The sequence below is a fragment of the Rhodococcus sp. Leaf233 genome (genome assembly GCF_001426165.1).
Taxonomy (GTDB): Bacteria; Actinomycetota; Actinomycetes; order Mycobacteriales; family Mycobacteriaceae; genus Rhodococcoides; species Rhodococcoides fascians.
Window position 1 is genome coordinate 275,802 of sequence record NZ_LMRO01000001.1, and the last position, 19,339, is coordinate 295,140.

At 66.0% G+C, this 19,339-nt stretch carries 22 protein-coding genes and 1 tRNA gene; 11 read left to right on the forward strand and 12 right to left on the reverse strand.

From position 1 onward, the window contains the following. Positions 1-15: 15 nt before the first annotated feature. Together ASH04_RS01300 and ASH04_RS01305 are read left to right on the forward strand one after the other, a co-directional pair. Complete coding sequence (locus ASH04_RS01300; RefSeq protein ID WP_027494507.1) at positions 16-816, forward strand: SDR family NAD(P)-dependent oxidoreductase; 801 nt, start codon at positions 16-18, stop codon at positions 814-816. A 9-nt stretch (positions 817-825) separates the two neighbouring features. Further along, a complete protein-coding gene (locus ASH04_RS01305; protein ID WP_032387954.1) occupies positions 826-1,797 on the forward strand; it encodes an LLM class F420-dependent oxidoreductase in 972 nt (323 codons plus the stop codon). A 61-nt stretch (positions 1,798-1,858) separates the two neighbouring features. On the opposite strand, the gene ASH04_RS01310 is transcribed toward ASH04_RS01305, so the two are convergent. The 3 genes from ASH04_RS01310 to ASH04_RS01320 all read right to left on the reverse strand — a co-directional run bounded on the left by ASH04_RS01310 (position 1,859) and on the right by ASH04_RS01320 (position 3,382). Next, positions 1,859-2,284, reverse strand: a complete 426-nt coding sequence (locus ASH04_RS01310; RefSeq protein ID WP_027494505.1) for an SRPBCC family protein — start codon at positions 2,282-2,284, stop codon at positions 1,859-1,861. 80 nt (positions 2,285-2,364) lie between these two features. Then, positions 2,365-2,438, reverse strand: a tRNA-Pro gene (locus ASH04_RS01315). Positions 2,439-2,455: 17 nt separating this feature from the next. Continuing rightward, positions 2,456-3,382, reverse strand: a complete 927-nt coding sequence (locus ASH04_RS01320) for a metallophosphoesterase (protein ID WP_228139376.1) — start codon at positions 3,380-3,382, stop codon at positions 2,456-2,458. Between the two features lie 197 nt (positions 3,383-3,579). On the opposite strand from ASH04_RS01320, the gene ASH04_RS01325 reads away from it, so the two are divergent. Then, positions 3,580-4,044, forward strand: coding sequence for a GatB/YqeY domain-containing protein (locus ASH04_RS01325; protein ID WP_027494503.1), 465 nt, complete (start codon positions 3,580-3,582; stop codon positions 4,042-4,044). A 66-nt stretch (positions 4,045-4,110) separates the two neighbouring features. On the opposite strand, the gene ASH04_RS01330 is transcribed toward ASH04_RS01325, so the two are convergent. Beyond that, on the reverse strand, positions 4,111-6,462 hold the full coding sequence (locus ASH04_RS01330; protein ID WP_057472570.1) for a penicillin-binding protein: 2,352 nt from the start codon (positions 6,460-6,462) through the stop codon (positions 4,111-4,113). Positions 6,463-6,755: 293 nt separating this feature from the next. Here ASH04_RS01330 and ASH04_RS01335 point away from each other — a divergent pair, with 293 nt between their 5' ends. Next, positions 6,756-7,079 carry a WhiB family transcriptional regulator gene (locus ASH04_RS01335; RefSeq protein WP_008712729.1) on the forward strand — a complete coding sequence of 108 codons (324 nt, stop codon included), beginning with the start codon at positions 6,756-6,758 and terminating at the stop codon, positions 7,077-7,079. A 20-nt stretch (positions 7,080-7,099) separates the two neighbouring features. Here ASH04_RS01335 and ASH04_RS01340 read toward each other — a convergent pair whose 3' ends face one another. Both ASH04_RS01340 and ASH04_RS01345 read right to left on the reverse strand, forming a co-directional pair. Then, the gene (locus ASH04_RS01340; RefSeq protein ID WP_027494500.1) at positions 7,100-8,230 is read right to left on the reverse strand and encodes an ArsA family ATPase; all 1,131 of its coding nucleotides are present in this window, start codon (positions 8,228-8,230) and stop codon (positions 7,100-7,102) included. Beyond that, entirely contained in the window at positions 8,227-9,234 is a 1,008-nt protein-coding gene (locus ASH04_RS01345; RefSeq protein WP_027494499.1) for an ArsA-related P-loop ATPase, read from the reverse strand. The genes ASH04_RS01340 and ASH04_RS01345 overlap by 4 nt, the downstream gene beginning before the upstream one ends. A gap of 105 nt (positions 9,235-9,339) precedes the next feature. On the opposite strand from ASH04_RS01345, the gene ASH04_RS26380 reads away from it, so the two are divergent. Both ASH04_RS26380 and ASH04_RS01350 read left to right on the forward strand, forming a co-directional pair. After that, positions 9,340-9,507 (forward strand): DUF4177 domain-containing protein, encoded by a 168-nt coding sequence (locus ASH04_RS26380; RefSeq protein ID WP_072691993.1) that lies wholly within the window; start codon positions 9,340-9,342, stop codon positions 9,505-9,507. A gap of 4 nt (positions 9,508-9,511) precedes the next feature. After that, positions 9,512-9,970, forward strand: a complete 459-nt coding sequence (locus tag ASH04_RS01350; RefSeq protein WP_027494498.1) for a RidA family protein — start codon at positions 9,512-9,514, stop codon at positions 9,968-9,970. On the opposite strand, the gene ASH04_RS01355 is transcribed toward ASH04_RS01350, so the two are convergent. Together ASH04_RS01355 and ASH04_RS01360 are read right to left on the reverse strand one after the other, a co-directional pair. Continuing rightward, a complete protein-coding gene (locus ASH04_RS01355) occupies positions 9,951-11,339 on the reverse strand; it encodes a wax ester/triacylglycerol synthase domain-containing protein (RefSeq protein WP_235579930.1) in 1,389 nt (462 codons plus the stop codon). The two genes, ASH04_RS01350 and ASH04_RS01355, sit on opposite strands and share 20 nt — an antisense overlap. A gap of 13 nt (positions 11,340-11,352) precedes the next feature. Further along, positions 11,353-12,213, reverse strand: coding sequence for a Gfo/Idh/MocA family protein (locus tag ASH04_RS01360; protein WP_057472572.1), 861 nt, complete (start codon positions 12,211-12,213; stop codon positions 11,353-11,355). A gap of 71 nt (positions 12,214-12,284) precedes the next feature. Between ASH04_RS01360 and ASH04_RS01365 the strand changes: the two genes are divergently transcribed. After that, on the forward strand, positions 12,285-13,076 hold the full coding sequence (locus ASH04_RS01365) for an MBL fold metallo-hydrolase (RefSeq protein WP_057472573.1): 792 nt from the start codon (positions 12,285-12,287) through the stop codon (positions 13,074-13,076). Positions 13,077-13,103: 27 nt separating this feature from the next. Here the strand turns inward: ASH04_RS01365 and ASH04_RS01370 are convergent, their stop codons facing one another. Both ASH04_RS01370 and ASH04_RS01375 read right to left on the reverse strand, forming a co-directional pair. Further along, complete coding sequence (locus tag ASH04_RS01370) at positions 13,104-13,778, reverse strand: Crp/Fnr family transcriptional regulator (protein WP_027494494.1); 675 nt, start codon at positions 13,776-13,778, stop codon at positions 13,104-13,106. A gap of 255 nt (positions 13,779-14,033) precedes the next feature. Next, positions 14,034-14,303, reverse strand: a complete 270-nt coding sequence (locus ASH04_RS01375) for a hypothetical protein (protein WP_027494493.1) — start codon at positions 14,301-14,303, stop codon at positions 14,034-14,036. A 173-nt stretch (positions 14,304-14,476) separates the two neighbouring features. Here ASH04_RS01375 and nth point away from each other — a divergent pair, with 173 nt between their 5' ends. From nth to marP, 4 genes are read left to right on the forward strand one after another with little or no spacing between them, the layout of a single operon-like run. Beyond that, positions 14,477-15,163, forward strand: coding sequence for an endonuclease III (nth, locus tag ASH04_RS01380; protein ID WP_235579931.1), 687 nt, complete (start codon positions 14,477-14,479; stop codon positions 15,161-15,163). A 50-nt stretch (positions 15,164-15,213) separates the two neighbouring features. After that, the gene (locus ASH04_RS01385) at positions 15,214-15,822 is read left to right on the forward strand and encodes a TlpA family protein disulfide reductase (RefSeq protein ID WP_057472899.1); all 609 of its coding nucleotides are present in this window, start codon (positions 15,214-15,216) and stop codon (positions 15,820-15,822) included. A gap of 23 nt (positions 15,823-15,845) precedes the next feature. Continuing rightward, positions 15,846-16,532, forward strand: a complete 687-nt coding sequence (locus ASH04_RS01390; RefSeq protein ID WP_032386606.1) for an NUDIX hydrolase — start codon at positions 15,846-15,848, stop codon at positions 16,530-16,532. After that, on the forward strand, positions 16,529-17,719 hold the full coding sequence (gene marP, locus ASH04_RS01395; protein WP_057472575.1) for an acid resistance serine protease MarP: 1,191 nt from the start codon (positions 16,529-16,531) through the stop codon (positions 17,717-17,719). Before ASH04_RS01390 ends, marP begins: the two co-directional genes overlap by 4 nt. A 10-nt stretch (positions 17,720-17,729) precedes the next feature. On the opposite strand, the gene ASH04_RS01400 is transcribed toward marP, so the two are convergent. After that, positions 17,730-18,662, reverse strand: coding sequence for an alpha/beta fold hydrolase (locus ASH04_RS01400; RefSeq protein WP_057472576.1), 933 nt, complete (start codon positions 18,660-18,662; stop codon positions 17,730-17,732). Positions 18,663-18,686: 24 nt separating this feature from the next. Continuing rightward, complete coding sequence (locus ASH04_RS01405; protein ID WP_032373800.1) at positions 18,687-19,181, reverse strand: phage holin family protein; 495 nt, start codon at positions 19,179-19,181, stop codon at positions 18,687-18,689. Positions 19,182-19,339 lie beyond the last annotated feature (158 nt).

Below are 19,339 nucleotides of genomic sequence, written 5' to 3' on the forward strand. Positions count from 1 at the left end.
GCAAAGTGGGATCGAATGGATTTGGGAATCGACGGTAGAGCCGCACTGGTGACCGGAGCCGACTCCGGCATCGGGTGGCACACTGCGAAGCTGCTGCTGGCCGAGGGCGTCCGTGTGGTCGTCAGCGACAAGGACCAGAGTTCGCTGGACGAGGCCGCCGCGAAACTCGGTGCAGCGGAAGGACAGCTGTTCGCGTTCGCCGCGGACGTGACCGACACCGAGGCCGTCGAGAACCTGGCAGTGCGCACGCAGCAGGCCGTGGGCGACATCGACATTCTGGTGCAGTCCTCCGGCGTCACCGGCGCGCAGGGGCTGTTCCACGAGATCGACGAGGAAGGGTGGCGCTCCACCCTCGACATCGACCTCATGGGCCCGGTCCGCCTACTGCGCGCGTTTCTCCCCGCCCTCCGGCGCGGTGGATGGGGGCGAATCGTGCTGTTGACGTCCGAGGACGCCGTGCAGCCGTACGACGACGAATTGCCCTACTGCTCGGCCAAAGCCGGAGTACTGGCCCTGGCCAAGGGGCTTTCACGCAGCTACGCGTCGGAGGGCCTGCTGGTCAACGCGGTCTCCCCGGCATTCATTCACACCCCGATGACCGACGCGATGATGGACAAGCGAGCCGAAGAGAAGGGCACCGACAGAGACGGTGCCATCGAGAGTTTCCTCGACGAGGAGCGCCCGTACATGGAACTGGGACGCCGCGGCGAACCCGAGGAAGTGGCCTCGGTGATCACGTTCCTGTGCTCGGATCGCGCGTCCTTCGTCAACGGATCCAACTACCGAGTCGACGCCGGTTCCGTCGCAACAATTTAGGAGAACAGCATGACCAATTTCGGATACACGTTGATGACCGAGCAGAGCGGTCCCAAAGAGCTGGTGAAGTACGCCGTCGGAGCCGAGAAGGTCGGCTTCGACTTCGAGGTCAGCAGTGACCACTACTCGCCGTGGCTCTCGTCCATGGGCCACTCTCCTTACGCGTGGACCACTTTGGGTGCGGTCGCGCAGGCCACCGAGCGCGTCGAGCTGATGACGTACGTGACGTGCCCGATCATTCGGTACCACCCGGCCGTCGTCGCCCAGAAGGCCGCGACATTGCAGATCCTGGCCGACGGACGCTTCACTCTAGGCCTCGGCAGCGGCGAGAACCTCAACGAGCACGTCGTGGGTGAAGGCTGGCCCTCCATCGACAAGCGTCAGGACATGTTCGTCGAGGCACTCGAGATCATCCGCGCACTGCACGCCGGTGGCCTGGTCACCTACGAGGGCAAGCACTTTCGCGTCGACTCGGCTCGGATCTGGGACCTGCCCGAGGGCGGAGTCCCGATCGGCATCGCCGCCGGCGGCGAGAAGGCAGTGGCGCGGTTCGCCGAGTACGGCGATCACCTCATCGCCACCGAGCCGGATGCTGATCTCGTCAAGGCATGGTCGGACAACCACGACGGACCGGCGCGGTCCATCGGCCAGATCCCCATATCGTGGGATCCGGACAAGGACGCAGCCATCGATCGCGCACACGACCGTTTCCGCTGGTTCGCCGGCGGTTGGGCCGTCAACGCCGATCTGCCGACGACGGCCGGTTTCGCCGGTGCGACGAAGTTCGTCAGGAAAGAGGATGTGGCCGACACGATCCCGTGCGGACCGGACCTGGACGCGATCGTCGAGGCCGTGAAGCCGTACTGGGAGGCCGGTTACACCGACATCGCGCTGGTGCAGGTGGGCGACGAAACTCAGGAGCGCTTCCTGGCCGAAGCGGCCGGCCCACTGTTGGAGAAGCTGCGCGCTGCGTCCAGCTGAGCACACACGAGAAGACCCCGATCGAGACCATCGATCGGGGTCTTGTCGTTGTGCGGCTGTGCTACCGAGCCAAGCGCGGCAGGTTCTTCGAGATGCTCGACGTCAGTGCCTTGCCGACGATCGCGGCGAGACCGGGGATCGGGGCGTCGAATCCGATTGTGTAGTCGAGTTCGGTACCGCCGTCAGTGGTGGGGGTCAGCTTCTGCACACCCCAATGACCGCGTAGCGGGCCACCTTTGGTGATGCGGTACTCGATGAGGGTGTTCGGCTCGGAGACGGTTGTGGTCTCCTCGAACGCGGGGAGTGGCCCCAGCTTCAGGCTACGAGCCGATCCGACGCCGTTGCGGGAGGTGTCTCCGTCGCGCACCCGGCGGATCTTGGCCAGGAACAACGGGCCGAGGTTCTCGTGTTCGGACAGCGCCGCGAAGACGACGTCGGGAGACGAAGCGAACCGATGGGTGACATGAACGCGGGTGGGGGTCGGCATGCCTCACAGTAGCGCCGATCAGGCAAAGAAAAGGGACCCGCTCGATTGAATCGAGTGGGTCCCTTTTCGTGGTCCAACTGTCGGGGTGGCGGGATTCGAACCCACGACCTCTTCGTCCCGAACGAAGCGCGCTACCAAGCTGCGCCACACCCCGTGTACCGCTGGAGAAGTCTAACTCACGACCGCCTCAGAACGCGAAACGCCCTCGTCGGAGACGTCCTTCGGGCCCTTTCTGGGGGCAGGAGTGAGCGTGATCAGGGTTGCTTCGGGGCGGCAGCAGAAGCGGGCAGGCGCGTACGGCGATGTCCCGAGACCGGCCGATACGTGGAGCTGCGTGTGCGCACCCCACTTGGACGGACCCTTGACCCGGGAGCGGTCGATCTCGCAGTTCGTCACCAGCGCACCGTAGAACGGCAGGCACAGCTGGCCGCCGTGGGTGTGCCCGGCGAGGACGAGGTCGTAACCGTCCTGTGCGAACTTGTCCAACACCCGGGGCTCGGGGGAGTGGGTGATACCGAGGCGCAAATCCGCCAACGGGTTCGGCTGGCCGGCGATGGTGTCGTAGCGATCGCGCTTCAGGTGCGGATCGTCGACGCCCGCCGATGCGATCCGGACTCCGGCGACCTCGAGTTCGCGGCGGACATGCGTCACGTCGAGCCAACCGCGTTCGGAGAACGCAGCCCGCAGGTCACGCCACGGCAGCGACTCGCCCGTCGTGCGCTTGTGGTTCTTGTCGAAGTATTTGAAGGGGTTCTTCGGCTTGGGCGCGAAGTAGTCGTTGCTGCCGAACACGAACAGCCCTGGACGCGACAGCAGCGGCCCGAGAGCCTGCACGACGCTGGGAACGGCGCGTTGGTGCGACAGATTGTCGCCGGTGTTGACCACGAGGTCGGGTTCGAGGCGGTCCAGTTCGCGAAGCCAGTTCTGCTTCATCCGCTGGCCCGGCATCATGTGCAGGTCGCTGATGTGCAGTACTCGCAGCGTCGCGGAGCCGGGTTCGAGCACCGCCATCGACGTCTCACGGAGCGTGAACGCGTTGCGCTCGACGAGGGTGGCGTAGCCGATGCCCAAGGCCGCAGCACCCGCCGTCCCGATCACCGAGCTCTTGAGCGGTGCCGCTCTGACGACGTCGCGCGTGTGCTCGGCAACCGACCGCAGTTGCGTGGAAGCGCTGCGCAGTTGCGCCGAGGTTGGCAGTAACGAGGAACTGAAGTGAACGGCCACCCAGTCCACGATACGGCAGCAAGCCGATATGGACGCGCGAGCCGACGGCTGGGCCGCGTAGCGTTTCTGCCATGTCCGAACTCAAGGCCCGTATCCGAACCGACCTGACCACAGCGATGAAAGCGAAGGACAAGCTCCGGCTGGCAACGCTGCGCATGATCCTCGCCGCCATTCAGACCGAGGAGGTCTCCGGCAAGGAGGCCCACGAACTGACCGACGACGACGTCCTGAAGGTGCTGGCGAAGGAATCGAAGAAGCGCGGCGAATCGGCCGAGATCTACACGCAGAACGGTCGCGGCGAGCTCGCCGCCAACGAGCACGCCGAGGCGCAGATCATCAACGAGTATCTGCCCACTCCGCTGACCGACGAGGAACTGGCCACCATCGTCGATACCGCCATCGCCCAGGTCGCCGAAGAATTGGGCGAGCGACCGGCCATGAAGCAGATGGGTCAGGTCATGAAGATCGCGTCGGGACTCGCCGCAGGCAAGGCCGATGGATCCCGTCTGTCGAAGGCCGTCAAAGACCGCCTGTAGTGCGCTCCGCGCAGTGGTGCGGTTATGTGCCCCAGGAGGGCCGTAACCACACCACTGCCGCAGGCACTAGCGAGGAGCGGTGAGCCCGGGGATTGCCGGTATCTGAATGCCCGGCGGCAGGTCCGGTATCTGGATACCCGGCGGCAGGGCAGGGGCCGGAGTCGGTGCCGGGCGAACCGATCCGTCACTGACGTAGATCGTGATGTTCGATCCGGGAACCGCACTGCCCGACGGTGACGTCGACACGACGGTTCCGCGCGCAGCCTGATCTGCCGTCGTCACCGCGGTCACCTGGAAGCCCGCACCCTGCAGCGTGGACGTCGCGGACGACTGGCTCTGCCCGGTGACGTCGGGTACCTGTCCGTTGGCCGAGCCGCGGACGTACTTCTGGTCGACGGGTGGAAGTTGGACGGGCCCGTAGTTGGTGGCGATCGGGCTCATCGCGTCGAACCAGGTTCTCGCGGGTTCGTTACCGCCGTACAGGTTTCCCGAACCGCAGGGCCGCAGCGGGAACGAGCAGATCTCGCTGGGCGTCGGTGAGTCGCCGTAGGTGTACACGGCGGCGGCGTAATTGTTGGTGAACCCGAGGAAGCCCGAGGATCGGTTCGACTCGGTGGTACCGGTCTTGCCGGACATCGGCAGGTTCCAGCCGGCCGAGGCAGCGGCGGACGCGGACGTGCCACCTGCCTGGTCGTCCTTGCTCATAGCGTTGGCGAGGGTGTTCGCCAGACCGGGTTCGACGACCTGCTCGCAGGCCTGGTGAGCGACGGGAACGGGCTTGCCGTCGCGGTCGAAGATCGAGTCGATCGGGGTCGGCGGGCACCATTTGCCGCCGGAAGCCAAGGTCGCGGCCACGTTGGACAGCTCCAGCGGGTTCACCCAGGTGGGTCCGAGGGTGAACGACCCGAGGTTCTGACTCTTCTGGAAATCGGCCATCGACTGCTCGGCACCCGAGGAACCCGGGTCCGTGTACGAGCGCAGGCCGAGACGGACGGCCATGTCGACCGTCGGCGTGACGCCGACGGACTCGATCAGCTTGACGAAAGCAGTGTTGGGGGACTGAGCCAACGCGTCGGTGATCGACAGCGCGGGTGGGTAGTTGCCCGCGTTCTCCACGCAGTAGGTGGAGGCCGGGCAGTTCCGAGCACCACCGTCGCCGACGCCCTTGACCTCCACGCGCTTGGGGACCTGCAGCGTTGCGCTGGTGCCCAGCCCGCGTTCCATGGCGGCGGCCGTGGTGAAGATCTTGAAAATGGAGCCGGCTCCGTTGCCCACGAGGGAGTGCGGTTGTGGCTGCACGGTCTCGTCGGCGTCGGCGTTGAGGCCGTAGGTGCGGCTGCTGCCCATCGCCAGGACCCGGTGCTGGTCCTGGCCCGGGGCGACGACGTTCATCACCGTCGCCACGCCGTCGAGCGAGGGGCTGGTGTTGCTGACCAGGGCGGCCTTGGTGGAGTTCTGCACTGCGGGGTCGAGCGTCGTGCGGATGAGATACCCGCCCTTGTCTATCTGCTCCTGGCTGATTCCGGCCTGAGCGAGGTACTGCAACGCGTAGTCACAGAAAAATCCTCGGTCTCCTGCCGCAATACAGCCGCGGGGCAGGGTCTGAGGGACGGGCAGCACACCGAGGGGCTCGGCCTTGAGTGCGGTGAGCTCGGCCGCACGCTCGGGGAGGTTCTGGATCATCGTGTCGAGCACGGTGTTCCTGCGCTCGATCACACCCTCTTCGTTGGTGTACGGGTTGAGGGCGGAGCTGGACTGGACCATGCCGGCGAGCATCGCGGCCTGGACGGCGCTGAGCTGGCTGGCATCGATGCCGAAGTACGTCTGAGCCGCGTCCTGGATGCCGAACGAGGCATTACCGAACGGCACCAGGTTGAGGTAGCGGGTGAGGATCTCGTCTTTGGTCAGTTCCTTGTCGAGCGTCAACGCCATCCGGATCTCGCGGATCTTGCGGGCGGGCGTCGTCTCGATGGCGGCGCGTCGCTCGGCGTCGGTCTTCGCCACGACCAGCAGCTGGTAGTTCTTCACGTACTGCTGGTCGATGGTCGATGCACCCTGCTGGACCTGGCCGCTGGTGGTGTTGGTCAGGAACGCGCGCAGCGTGCCCTGCCAGTCGACGCCCTGGTGCTCCGCGAAGCGGCGGTCCTCGATGGAGACGATGGCCAGCTTCATCTCGTTGGAGATCTTGTCGCTCGGTACCTCGAAGCGGCGCTGCTCGTACAGCCACGCGATCGGGTTGCCGTTGACGTCGGTCATCGTCGAAACAGCAGGTACGGCACCCTCGACCAACTCGGCCGAGACGTTGTCGACGGTATCGGCGGCGCGGTTGGACGCGAACCCGAACCCACCGGCCAAGGGGAACATCACGCCGGCGAGCAATGCACCGGCGAGTGCTGAACATCCGGCGAGCTTCGCCACGGTTTTTCCAACTGACACAGAGCACAGCGTACGTGTGCCTCGTTCGGATCGGCAGTGCCCCGCATGCGTTGTGCGCTGCGCCCCTGCTCGGGACGCCCGTACCAGAAATGTGACCTCACCGTCTTGCATTCGGGGCCGGGTTTACCTAAATTATGAGCACAGTGTGATTCGCATAACACTTGATAATGAATGTGGGGCAGCTCCTAGAATTTGTGCTTCGACACCGAGGTACAAACTGCTCGGAGCCTCCAGGACGCCCAGTGAGGGCGACCGAGACGTAAAGGGGATCCGCCATGCACACGACAACCGCGCCGACGCGACTCGATGTAGAGGAAGCAGAAGCACGTATCGCTTGGGTGTCACACGCTCGGTGCAAGGGCACGGATCCGGACCAGCTGTTCGTCCGGGGTGCAGCGCAGCGCAAGGCCGCGACCATCTGCCGGCACTGCCCGGTTCTGATGCAGTGCGGTGCGGATGCGCTCGACAACCGCGTCGAGTTCGGTGTGTGGGGTGGCATGACGGAGCGTCAGCGCAGGGCACTGCTCAAGCAGCACCCCGAGGTCGACTCCTGGTCCGAATTCTTCGAGACCCAGCGTCAGCAGCAGGCGGCGATCTGACCGCCTGCCGGTACGGCCGATCAGCCTCTGCGGGTCAGCTGGTCGGCCACCGCGCGTAGTGCGGCGAGGTCGGAGACCTCGAACGGCAGGGACGGAACACCGACGATGGGCACGCGGGGGTGCGCGCCGGTGAAGCGTTTGAGCAACCGCACCTCGCGCGCCGCGGTCACTGCGCGTTGAGCGTGGATACGCAGCACCGCAGCAGTCAGTTCGGCACCGGGGTCGTCGATTCGGTCCAGGAGATCGGCGGCAGTGGCGGCGTGATCGGCCTGCACCGACGACAGCGTCGGATGCGTCCGGTTCACCACCAGTCCGGCCAGCGGCATGTTCTCGGCGGAGAGTCGCTCGACGAAGAACGCGGCCTCGCGCAATGCGTCGGGCTCGGCGGCAGCGACGACGAGGAAACTGGTGCCGTCCTCGCGGAGCAATTGGTATGTGCGCGTGGCGCGTTCGCGGAAGCCGCCGAACATCGAATCCAGTGATTGCACGAAAGCCGAAGCGTCGGAGAGCATTTGGCTGCCGATGACGGTCGAGACTCCGCGCATCGCCAGGCTCATCGCGCTGGTGACGACGCGGGTGATTCCTCGTCCGGGAGCGGTCAGCAGCCGGATGAAACGCCCGTCGAGAAACGACCCGAGCCGTTGCGGAGCGTCGAGGAAATCCAATGCGTTGCGCGACGGCGGAGTGTCCACCACGATCAGATCCCACGATGCGTCGAGAGACAGCTGGCCCAGCTTCTCCATCGCCATGTACTCCTGCGTGCCCGAAAAGGACGACGCCACAGTCTGATAGAACGGGTTGGCCAGAACCTGCGCCGCCTTTTCCGGCGTCGAATGTTCGATGACCATCTCGTCGAACGTGCGCCGCATGTTCAGCATCATCGCGTGCAGTTCGCCCTTGGCGTCGGCACCCAATTTTACCGGCTGCGGGCTGTTGTCGAGGTCGCCGAGCCCGAGGGCCTGGGCCAGCCGGCGAGCCGGATCGATGGTCAGCACGACGACGCGCCTGCCCTGTTCGGCGGCACGCAGAGCCATCGCTGCTGCGGTGGTCGTCTTGCCCACACCGCCTGCGCCGCAGACCACGACGATTCGTGACGCGGGGTCGGTGAGGATGCGGTCGACGTCGAGTTCGGTTGCTGCTGGTCGAGTCATCGGACACCCTGTTCTGCGAGCGTGGCGGCGAGCTCGTACAAGCCGCCGAGGTCGACGCCGTCGGCCAACATCGGCAGCGTCATGCGTGCGACGTCGAGCTCGTCGAGTTGTGTTGCGCTCTCCACCTGAGCGGACAGCGTCGACGCGTGCTCGATCGATTCGGTCAGGAGACCGGCGAAGTCGGCCTCGGACAACGTGATTCCGGTCTTGGCCAGACCCTCCTGAATTGCGACGGCATCGATCTCGCCTTCGGCGATGGGTTCGAGGGAGTCGGCAGGCAGGTACGTCGGCTCGGTGCGGTTGACGATCACCGTGCCCAGGCGGAGGTCGGCTGCTTCGAGCTCGCGTACCGCGTCTGCCGTCTCCTGCACCGGCAATGCTTCGAGCAGGGTGACCAGGTGCACGACGGTGTCCGACGAATGCAGCAACCGCACCACGCCCTCGCTCTGCGAGCGGACCGGGCCGCCCTTGGCCAGGTCGGCCATGGCCTTGGTGACGTCGAGGAAGTTTCCGATGCGGCCGGTGGGCGGCGAATCGACGACCACCTCGTCGTACGCGCGGTTGCCCTTCTTGTCGGTCCGCACCACGCACTCCTTGACCTTGCCGGTCAGCAGTACGTCACGCAGACCGGGCGCGATGGTCGTCGCGAACTCGATGGCACCGATCTTGCGCATCGCGCGGCCGGCGAAACCGAGGTTGTAGAACATGTCGAGATACTCGAGGAACGCGGTCTCGATGTCGATCGCCAGCGCGTAGACCTCGCCGCCGCCGTCCGCCGAGGCGACGCGGGTCTCCACCGGCGGTAGCTGCGGCACGTCGAACAGCTGCGCGATGCCCTGCCTGCCCTCGACCTCCACCAACAACACTCGCCGGCCACCCGCGGCCAGCGCCAACGCCAGCGCGGCAGCGACCGTCGACTTACCGGTACCGCCCTTGCCGGACACGAAATGCAGCCGCGCGGCATCCGCCTTCGCCGGCCATCCCTCTTGCTTCGATGTACCCACGCCTCGACCATATAGAGACGCGATGCCGGTCGTCCGACAGAACCGAGAATCACCCGATCGCAGTGACGCACCCCTCGTACTCCGGTGGGCGATAGGCTTCGAGTCATGAGCGAAAAGATCATCTGGGAGTACTTCACCGCACCGGTGCTGATTCACGCCACCAAGCAGATTCTCGACAACTACGGCTCCGAGGGCTGGGAGCTCGTGACGATCATGGCGGGACCGAACGGCGGCGACACACTGGTCGCGTACTTCAAGCGTCCGAAGGGCTGACGCCGTGGCGAACTGGAGCGAACGCCTCTCCGAGCTGGGCATCGAGCTGCCCGACGTCGTTCCGCCGCTGGCCGCGTACGTCCCCGCCGTACAGGTGGGTTCGCTCGTCTACACCTCCGGTCAACTGCCGATCGTGGACGGAAACCTGACGTCCGTGGGCAAGGTGGGTGCCGACGTGTCGGCCGAGGACGCCACGGCAGCTGCGCGGATCTGTGCGTTGAACGCGCTGGCCGCGGTGCATGCGCTGGTCGGTATCGATTCGGTCGCACGCGTGATCAAGGCCGTCGGCTTCGTCGCTTCCGCGGAGGGCTTCACCGGTCAGCCCGGTGTCGTCAACGGAGCCTCGAACGTCATCGGCGAGATTTTCGGTGACGCAGGCAAGCACGCCCGCTCGGCCGTGGGTGTCGCCGAACTGCCCCTCGGTGCGTCGGTGGAAGTGGAGCTCATCGTCGAACTGCAGTAGTCGACGTCCCATGAAGTGCACCGCAGGTCTCGTCGACTGCGGAACGCAGCAGGTCGGCATACACGGCGTGATCGGGGACCGTCGTCGGGCAGGCCGTCACACAGACGGTGACGACGTCCCCGTATCCGTACACGGCGTGGGTGATGCTGCAGCCCGGGCTCAGCGATGCGACCCCCGCGCACAGGGTTGCCCGGCTCGACCCCAACTCGAGGTCCAGACCGGTTCGATTGACGCTCGTCACCACGGTATGGCTGGTGACACGCTCGGGCGTACCGCTGCGAGGCGCGACGAGCCGAGCGCGGCGACCGAAGCCGAGCAGTAGAGCGGCGGGGTAGAGCTCGGCCGACCGGGTGGCGTCGATGTGGCGGCGATCGTTCACGCGTTCACGCTGCAGGTTGAGCGCGTGCGCCACTGCCGATGCTCGGTCGGGCACGTCGGTGAGCTCGGGATGCAGATCGACGGCAGCCGGGACGGTTCGGTTGACGGCAGGCCAGGCCGCCGACGTCTCGATCGCGGTGGGCACTGTGGCGCGGATGCGGGTGCCGACCCTCTCTCCGTGCGCCGCGAGATACGTCGACAACGCCGCTCCGACGGCGGTGAGTGCGGTAGCCGTGACGGTGGCCGGCCCGCCCGTCCACTGCGACTTCGGGAACTGCAGGACGTGCACCGCTCTTGTTTCGTCGGGATGGGCGTTGACGCGCGTGGGTTCGACCGGTGCGGGGGCAACCAGCTCCCCGGTCCGCACGGCGTCGAGATACGTCTGCTGTGCCCGCCCCATCCGCCGCTGCGACCGCGCCCAGCGGTAGGGCAGGAGCGCCGTCGCAACGGCCGCATCTCGCACGCGACGTGGACGCGAGACGGCAGGGTCGTCGGGGAACGTGACGTTGTCGGTCGGCTCGTCCGGTCCGAAGAGAGCGCGAACGATGCGGGTACCGACCGACCCGTCGGACAATGCGTGGCTGACCTGAACGATCATGACAGTGGCCGCACCGCGGATACCGTCGACGCCCGACAGGCCCCGGCCGACGTGCACGGTCCATGCCCGCGTCGTCGCATCGACCGGAACGCACGCGCGTTCGGCCAGAAACGAATTCAGCGTGTGACGACCGTCGGAGAGATCGTGGTCGACCACGTGGTCACGAGGCGGCGTCGGGTCCCTGATCCATCGGGGGTACTCCAACAGACCCACCGCATCGCCGATGCGAATCTGCAGTCTCGGAACGAATCGAGCGCGTCTCTCGACGTGGGCCACGACGTCGTCGAACGTCGGTGGCTCGTGGTCCCCCGAATCGAAGACGAACGTCGTGTACTGGTCCATCGAGCGATGCGGGGCCGAGGTGTAGTGGAACATCGCATCTTTGACGTCCATGGTGGTCACACGATCAGGGTGCCCACTCCCGCGCCCGATCAATCACCCTCTGCAAGTGCAGTCCTCGGTGCACCGAGCATTCGTGGTCGACACCCGATTCCACCGATTCGAGGAACTCGTCCAGCAGTACGGCGTAGCAGTCGGTCGACGACGTGGATCGGTCGGTGAAGGTGTCGACCCCGGCGGGTCCGGACAGCTCGATCCGCATGGGCGACGGCATGACCGGTGTCCGCAGCGACAATTGGACGGTGCTACGCGCGCCGCCCTCGTGTTCGAGTAGAACGGTCCAACTGTCCGACGCCACGTCGCGGTGCGAGTAGGCAACGCGCGCAATGGTTCCCAGTGCCGCGTCGAGGAGATCGAAGACGTGTGGCCCGATGTCGAGGATCGCCCCGTCGTCGTGTCGCCACTGTGATTCCGAGTACGCCCCGCCGAGAGTGGCGCCGGAGAACCAGGTTCCGGAGCCGGCTGCCCAGGGGCGGCCCGCTGTCGAGGCGAGGAATTGCCTTGTCTCCGGGGCGAATCGGAGTGTCAGAGTCACCATCGAACGAACTTCGGCGGTGGTGACGGCCTCGGCCAATTCCTCGGCCTCTGCCACGGTGGCGGCAATGGGCTTGTCCAGCAACACATGCTTGCCTGCTCGCGCGGCGCGGAGGGCGAACCCGGCTTGCACAGCCGGTGGAACCGCGAACGCCACCGCGTCGACGGCATCGAGCAGGGCGTCGAAGGACTCGTAGACGGGTGCACCCAACTCGGCCGCAGCGTCCGGTCTGCGGGCCCACACTCCGGTGAAGTTCACTTCCGGATGAGCGAGCAGCGAGGGGGCCTGAGTCTTGCGAGCCCAGGGGCCGGCACCGACGAGTCCGATCTTCATATGCGTCGACGTTAGTCGTCGGCACCGGTCCTGTTCCACCTCGAGAACAGTGGGCGTCCTACAGTGTTTCAATGGCCGACTCGAACTTGACGCATCCCGCCTACGGACTGGTCCGGCACGTGACGCCCACGGCGTCGGTTCTGCTCGCGGAGAACCCGGGCAAGATGACGCTCGACGGAACGAACACGTGGATTCTGCGGGCACCGGGTTCCGACGAGTGCATCGTCGTCGACCCGGGGCCGAAGGACAAGGCCCATCTCGACGCCGTCGCCGCGTCGGGCACGGTGGTGCTGACGCTGGTGACCCATCGCCATGCCGATCACACGGCGGGGTTGAAGCGGTTTCACCGTAAGACAGGGGCACCGGTGCGGGCGGTGGGGGAGAAGTTTCTGCACGGCGGCGGCGAGCGGTTGGCCGACGGCGAGGTCATCGATGCGGCGGGTCTACGGATCCGGGTGCTTCACACGCCCGGTCACACGGCGGATTCGGTGAGCTTCGTGCTCGACGACGCGGTCCTGACGGGAGATACGATCCTCGGCCGCGGCACCACGGTGCTCGACCCGAAGGACGGCTCGCTCGCGGATTATCTGAATTCGCTCGATCGACTCGAGGCTGCCGGTGCGGGCAAGACGGTGTTGCCGGGGCACGGGGCCGATCTACCGGACACCGCCGAGGTGGCGCGACTGTATCGCGCTCACCGTCGGCAGCGGCTGGATCAGGTGCGGGCGGCGTTGGCCGAGATCGGAGACGACGCCAAACCGATGCAGGTGGTGCGCCACGTCTATTCGGACGTGGACAAGAAGTTGTGGCCGGCTGCGCGGATGTCGGTCAAGACGCAGCTGGCCTACCTCAGGGAGAACTAGCGAGCTGCTGTCTCGAAGGAACTCGGCCTAGCGAGCTCGGCGGGCCAGGCGCTCAGAGTCCGAGATCAGTACGGACTTGCCCTCGAGGCGCAGCCATCCGCGGTGTGCGAAGTCGGCCAGTGCCTTGTTGACGGTCTCACGCGACGCTCCGACGAGCTGAGCGATCTCTTCCTGCGTCAGGTCGTGGGTGACGCGCAGCGATCCCGCTTCCTGGGTGCCGAAGCGCTGGGCAAGCTGCAGCAGCGCCTTGGCCACGCGTCCGGGGACGTCGGTGAAGATGAGGTCGGCCAGGTTGTTGTTGGTGCGACGCAACCGGCGAGCCAGGACGCGCAGCAGCTGCTCGGCGATCTCGGGGCGCTGATCGATCCAGTCCTTGAGGGCCGCGCGGTCCATGCTGACTGCGCGCACCTCGGTGACCGTGGTGGCCGAGGACGTGCGAGGGCCGGGGTCGAAGATGGAGAGCTCGCCGAACATGTCCGACGGTCCCATGATCGTCAGCAAGTTCTCGCGGCCGTCGGGGGAGCGTCGCCCGAGCTTGATCTTGCCGGAAACGATGATGTAGAGCCGGTCTCCGGGCTCACCCTCGTTGAACACCACGTGTCCCCGGGGGAAATCGACAGGCTGCAGCTGCTTCGTCAGTGCCGCAACCGCAGAGGGTTCGACTCCTTGGAAGATGCCGGCCCGTGCCAGGACGTCGTCCACTTGCGCTCCTTTTGGGATGTCGGCGATGCGGTGACCCGCACCCCCGAAGGCGTCTGTACACACTCGTCTCACCACCGAATCGCGCTGCGATTCAGGCGTCGATGCCGATGCAATGTTCAAACACAACAATTACCTCAGGGGAGTCTACTTCGACTCGGCCGAAACCGAGTGATCGACGCCACCACAGGTTGCCAGAGGAACGGTACGTCTGTTCGCGTTCACCGTAAATTCATCCGAATGCGGACAAATGGGTGCTCAACTGGCCCGTTGGTCGACCATGCCGTCGCGCGTGTCGATCGTGCGCGGAGGAGTCTGGTGACGCTTGCGGGTGTTGAACCGAGCCAGGGCGTGGGGGAAGCCCTCGTTCGCCAGTGTGGCGACCTCGGACTTACTTGCCTGATCGAGGAATTCCTCTACTTCGTGCTCCCGGACGCCGAGCTTGCTGAGCCGGAACTCGACGCGCTCCATCGCGAGTGCGAAGAGCATGAGTAGTACCGGAAAGAGCACCACGGCGAGTCCTTGCATACCGGCCAGTTAACACCGAAAAGGTCTCGATACAAACACAGCTCGGCGCGCTCGCGTAGTTCGTTACGCATTCTTGTCCGTACAGTTGTGGCGTGGAATCGACAGCCCCGAAACGCCCCGACGTGCGCAAACGCGAGGAGACGCGACTCGGCCTCGTGCGGCGGGCCCGGCGGATGAACCGAACGCTCGGGGTCGCGTTTCCGCACGTCTACTGCGAACTCGACTTCACCACGCCCCTCGAACTCGCCGTCGCGACCATCCTGTCCGCGCAGTGCACCGACAAGCGCGTCAACATGGTGACTCCGGCCCTGTTCGTGAGATACCGCACAGCTCGCGACTACGCCGAAGCCGACCGAACCGAACTCGAAGAGTTCATCCGAACCACCGGCTTTTACCGCAACAAGGCCAACTCGCTGATCGGGCTCGGGCAGAAGTTACTCGAGAACTTCGACGGCGAAGTCCCCGCATCGTTGAAGGATCTGGTGACGTTGCCCGGCATCGGCCGCAAGACGGCCAACGTCGTGCTCGGCAACGCGTTCGACGTTCCCGGCATCACCGTCGACACCCACTTCGGTCGGCTGGTGCGGCGCTGGCAGTGGACCGAAGAAGAGGACCCGGTCAAGGTGGAGCACGCCGTCGGCGCGTTGATCGAGCGGAAGGAGTGGACCGTGCTCTCCCATCGCGTCATCTTCCACGGTCGACGCGTCTGCCACTCCCGCACGCCGGCGTGCGGGGTGTGCGTCCTGGCCAAGGACTGCCCGTCGTTCGGCCTCGGCCCGACCGATCCAGCCGCCGCTGCAGCCCTGGTGCGGGGTCCCGAGACCGATCATCTGCTCGCTCTCGCCGGAATCGTGTCGTGAACAAGGCCGCACTCCGCTGGTCTCTGGTCGCGCTCATTCTCGTCGTCGGGATGGTCTATGCCCTCTGGCCACGCAATGAATCTCCGGCGACGCAGCGCGCCGATGGTCCCGGTCTGGGGCAGCAAGGACCGTCGACGGCCGAGCGTCGGGCCGCCGATACTCCCGAGGCTCTGGCACCGCTGCGGCAGACCGCCGGTCTCGACGCATGTCCGATGCCGTCGGGCGCTGCAGCAGGCCCGTTGACGGGTATCACCCTCGAATGCATCGGCGACGGCTCGTCCGTCGACCTCGGCCAGGCTCTGGCCGGGCGACCCGCACTGCTCAACATCTGGGCCTACTGGTGCGGCCCGTGCGCGAAGGAGTTGCCTTACCTGCAGCAATACGCGCAGCGGGCGGGTGATGCAGTCACGGTGTTGACCGTCCACAACGATGCCAACGAGTCCAACGGGCTGACCCGTCTGGCCGAGTACGGCGTCACGCTGCCCGGCGTTCAGGACGGTGCCGGACGCGTCGCCGCGGCGGCGGAAGCGCCGAACGTGTTGCCCGTATCCGTTTTGATATCTGCGGATGGCACTGTCGCCAAGGTGCTGACCGAACCCTTCACAAGCGTCGACGACATCGCCGACGCAGTCCGCGAGAACCTCGGAGTCGCGTCGTGAGCGCACCCGAGTGGCTCGGGCGCATGCTCGACGTCGCCGGCAGCGAAAACGGACTGACCGACACCACCGGCATCAACCCGGTACTGCAACGACAGGCGCAGCCGGCCGATCGAACCCGTTCGGCGGCGGTGTTGGTGCTGTTCGGTGGTCCGGCTGCCGCCGATCCGACCGCGCCCGGTGGGCTACCCGCCGAGGCCGACGTACTGCTGACCCAGCGGGCGTCGACCTTGCGCGACCACAGTGGGCAGATCGCCTTCCCCGGCGGTGCCACCGACCCGGGTGACGACGGGCCCATCGGAACGGCGCTGCGCGAGGCCCAGGAAGAGACCGGTCTCGACCCGGCCGGCGTCGTACCGCTCGCGACGATGCCCGGCATCTACGTGCCGCCGTCCCGATTCGACGTGGTTCCCGTGCTCTCGTACTGGCAGAGTCCAACCCCGGTCCGCGTCGTCGACGCCGGCGAAACCGAGCGCGTGGTGCGAGTTCCCCTGCGCGAGTTGCTCGATCCGGCCAACCGATTCCAGGTGCGTCACCCCGCCGGCTACCAAGGCCCGGCCTTCTCGGTGCAGGGAATGCTGGTGTGGGGATTCACGGGCGGTATTCTGGCGGGCCTGCTCGCTGTGTCGGGCTGGGAGTCCGAATGGGACACGGGGGATATACGCGATCTGGAGGCCAGCTTGACTGCGGTAGGAGCGAGGCTCGATCGGTGACGGGTTCAGGGTGGGTCGATATCGCGGTGCTCGCCGTCGCGCTGCTGGCGGCGACGTCGGGATGGCGACAGGGGGCGGTGGCGTCGGCGCTGGCGTTTCTGGGAGTCGTTCTGGGTGCCGTCGCCGGGATTCTGGTGGCGCCGCACGTGCTCGAACACGTCGACGAATCGCGCACGAGGGTGTTCGTCGGTATCGCGTTGATCGTGGTGTTGGTGATCGTCGGTGAGGTGGCCGGCATGGTTCTGGGTCGTGCGTTGCGCAGCGGAATACATTCGCGCTCAGCAAGATCGGTCGACAGCACGATCGGGGCCGGTCTGCAGGCCGCGGCCGTGCTCGCTGCCGCATGGTTGCTCGCCATTCCGCTGACGTCCTCGTCGCAGCCCGAGGTGGCCAGTGCCGTGCGTGGCTCGACGGTCCTGGGCAAGGTCGACGAGGTGGCACCCGAGTGGCTGCGTCAGGTGCCCAAGGAATTTTCGGCGCTGCTCGACACGTCCGGGCTGCCGGACGTCATCGGTCCGTTCGGACGCACTCCGGTCGCCGAGGTTGCCGCTCCCGACTCCGGGATCGCCGCAGGCCCCGTCCCGATAGCGTTGCAGGCGAGCGTCATCAAGATCAACGGAATTGCCCCGAGTTGCCAGAAGGCGCTCGAGGGTTCGGGTTTCGTCGTCGGGCCGGATCTGGTGATGACCAACGCCCACGTGGTGGCCGGTACCTCCGAGGTGACCGTCGATTCTCCGGACGGCCCTCTCGACGCCGACGTCGTCCTCTTCGATCCCGAAGAAGATGTTGCAGTGCTACGTGTTTCGCAGCTGCAAGCTCCGGTGTTGCCGTTCGCGCCGAACCCGGCCGAATCCGGATCCGACGCCATCGTGTTGGGCTACCCGGGCGGCGGTCCGTACACGGCGAGCCCAGCGCGCATTCGCGAGATCATCAACCTCAGCGGACCGGACATCTACCGCACCGGCACTGTTCAACGTGAGGTCTACACAGTTCGCGGATCGGTGCGGCAGGGTAATTCCGGTGGGCCACTGGTCAATTCGAACGGTGAGGTACTCGGTGTGGTGTTCGGTGCTGCCGTCGACGACCCCGATACCGGATTCGTCTTGACCGCAACCGAGATCTCGGACGAGCTCGCCCGCAGCTTCGATGCGCCGGTCAGTGTGGGGACCGGCGACTGCATCGTCTGACGGCGGGACGTCAGCTCTCGAGCGCGACGCGCAGGATTTCCTCGGACACGACGTCGGGGGCTTCCTGGTGCACGTAGTGCCCGACGTCCCGCACTGTTCGACGGGTCAGCCCCGGTGCCCAATGCCGATCGCGATCGAGGGTGGTGGGTAGGACGTACGGATCGAGGTCACCGCTGATCTGCGCGACGGGGATCGAGGTCTTCACGTCGACGGCGTCCATGAAGCGTCGGCCCTCGGCGCGGAACTGGCTACGGAACGCCCAGCGCTGATATTCGAGTGCGCTGTGCGCGGCCCCGGGAATCCGGATGGCCGAGCGCATCTTGCCTGCGGTATCGGAGAAATCGTCGGTGCGCTGCCACTGCGACCCGGCGCGACTGCGCATCAACTCCTCCACTGCCGCGCCCCCTCGCCGGGTGAGCAGCTTCTCGGGGCGCAGCGGAACTTGATACCGAACGAAGTGCGGCAGCAGAGCACCGCGCTGTTCGGAATCCTTCAGCACGGCGCGGCGCAACGAGATCGGGTGCGGTGCATTGATCAGGACCATCGAGCGGACCATTCGCGGATGCAGAGCCGAACTCGCCCAGCACACCAGGCCGCCGTCGGCATGACCGACGAACGTCGCGTGCGGGTACCCCAGCGCGCGAACGAGACCGACGATGTCGCCGGCCAGGGTCCATCCGTCGTAACCACGTGGGGGCTTGTCGGAGTCGCCGTAGCCGCGGAGGTCGACTGCGACCGCTCGAACTCCGGAACGCGCGAGCGCGTCGAGCTGGTGATGCCAGGAGTACCAGAAGTCGGCGAAGCCGTGCAGCAGCACCACGAGCGGGGCGTCGGGAGCATGCTCGCCGACCTCCACGGTGTGGAACCGGATTCCATTGGCATGGATGTCGCGATGGATCCACTGTCCCGGGTAACGGACCGTGGACGGATCGGGATGATTCATACTGCTCGACTCGCCGGGCGTCGTCTACTTCTTGTAGCCGGGGATTCCGGGAATGCTCTCGTGCTGGTTGGGCAGCACGGTCGACGCCTGCTTGAGGGAGTCGATGGTCTTCTCGGGCTTGCGCAGTTTCTTGACCCTGCGGTAGCCGAGGAACCCGAACAGGCCGGCAACCAGCACCATGAACACGAAGACGATGAGGAACGAGGCCCATCGGTAGAGCCACACGTCGAGGAGCTCGGCGGCGAAGAAGAAGAAGAAGAACGAGCTGAACAGCAGCACCGTCAGCGCGACGATGAAGAAGACGCTGCCCTGCAGACCCTTCTTGACCTCGCCGGTGACCTCGGCCTTGGCGAGGGCCACCTCGGCACGCACCAGCGTCGAGACCTGAGTCGTGGCGTCCTTGACGAGGTTTCCGATGCTCGCGCTACCGGGTGTGCGGGCATCGACATCGGTGAGAGGTATCGACGAAATCGTGTTCGGGACGCCGTTGCCGTATCCCTTGTCATTGCTGACGCTCAACTCTCGACCCCTTGTAATCGCTGTGCTCGGTATTGCGGTGATCGCTCTGCTCGGTGTTGCGGAAGATCGTATCGACAGTAGTGCCTAAGTAGCAGATTATCTGTCCCGCGGCGGCCGAGCGACGCTCGGCCCGTCGTCGGTTACCTCTCCGCCCGTCG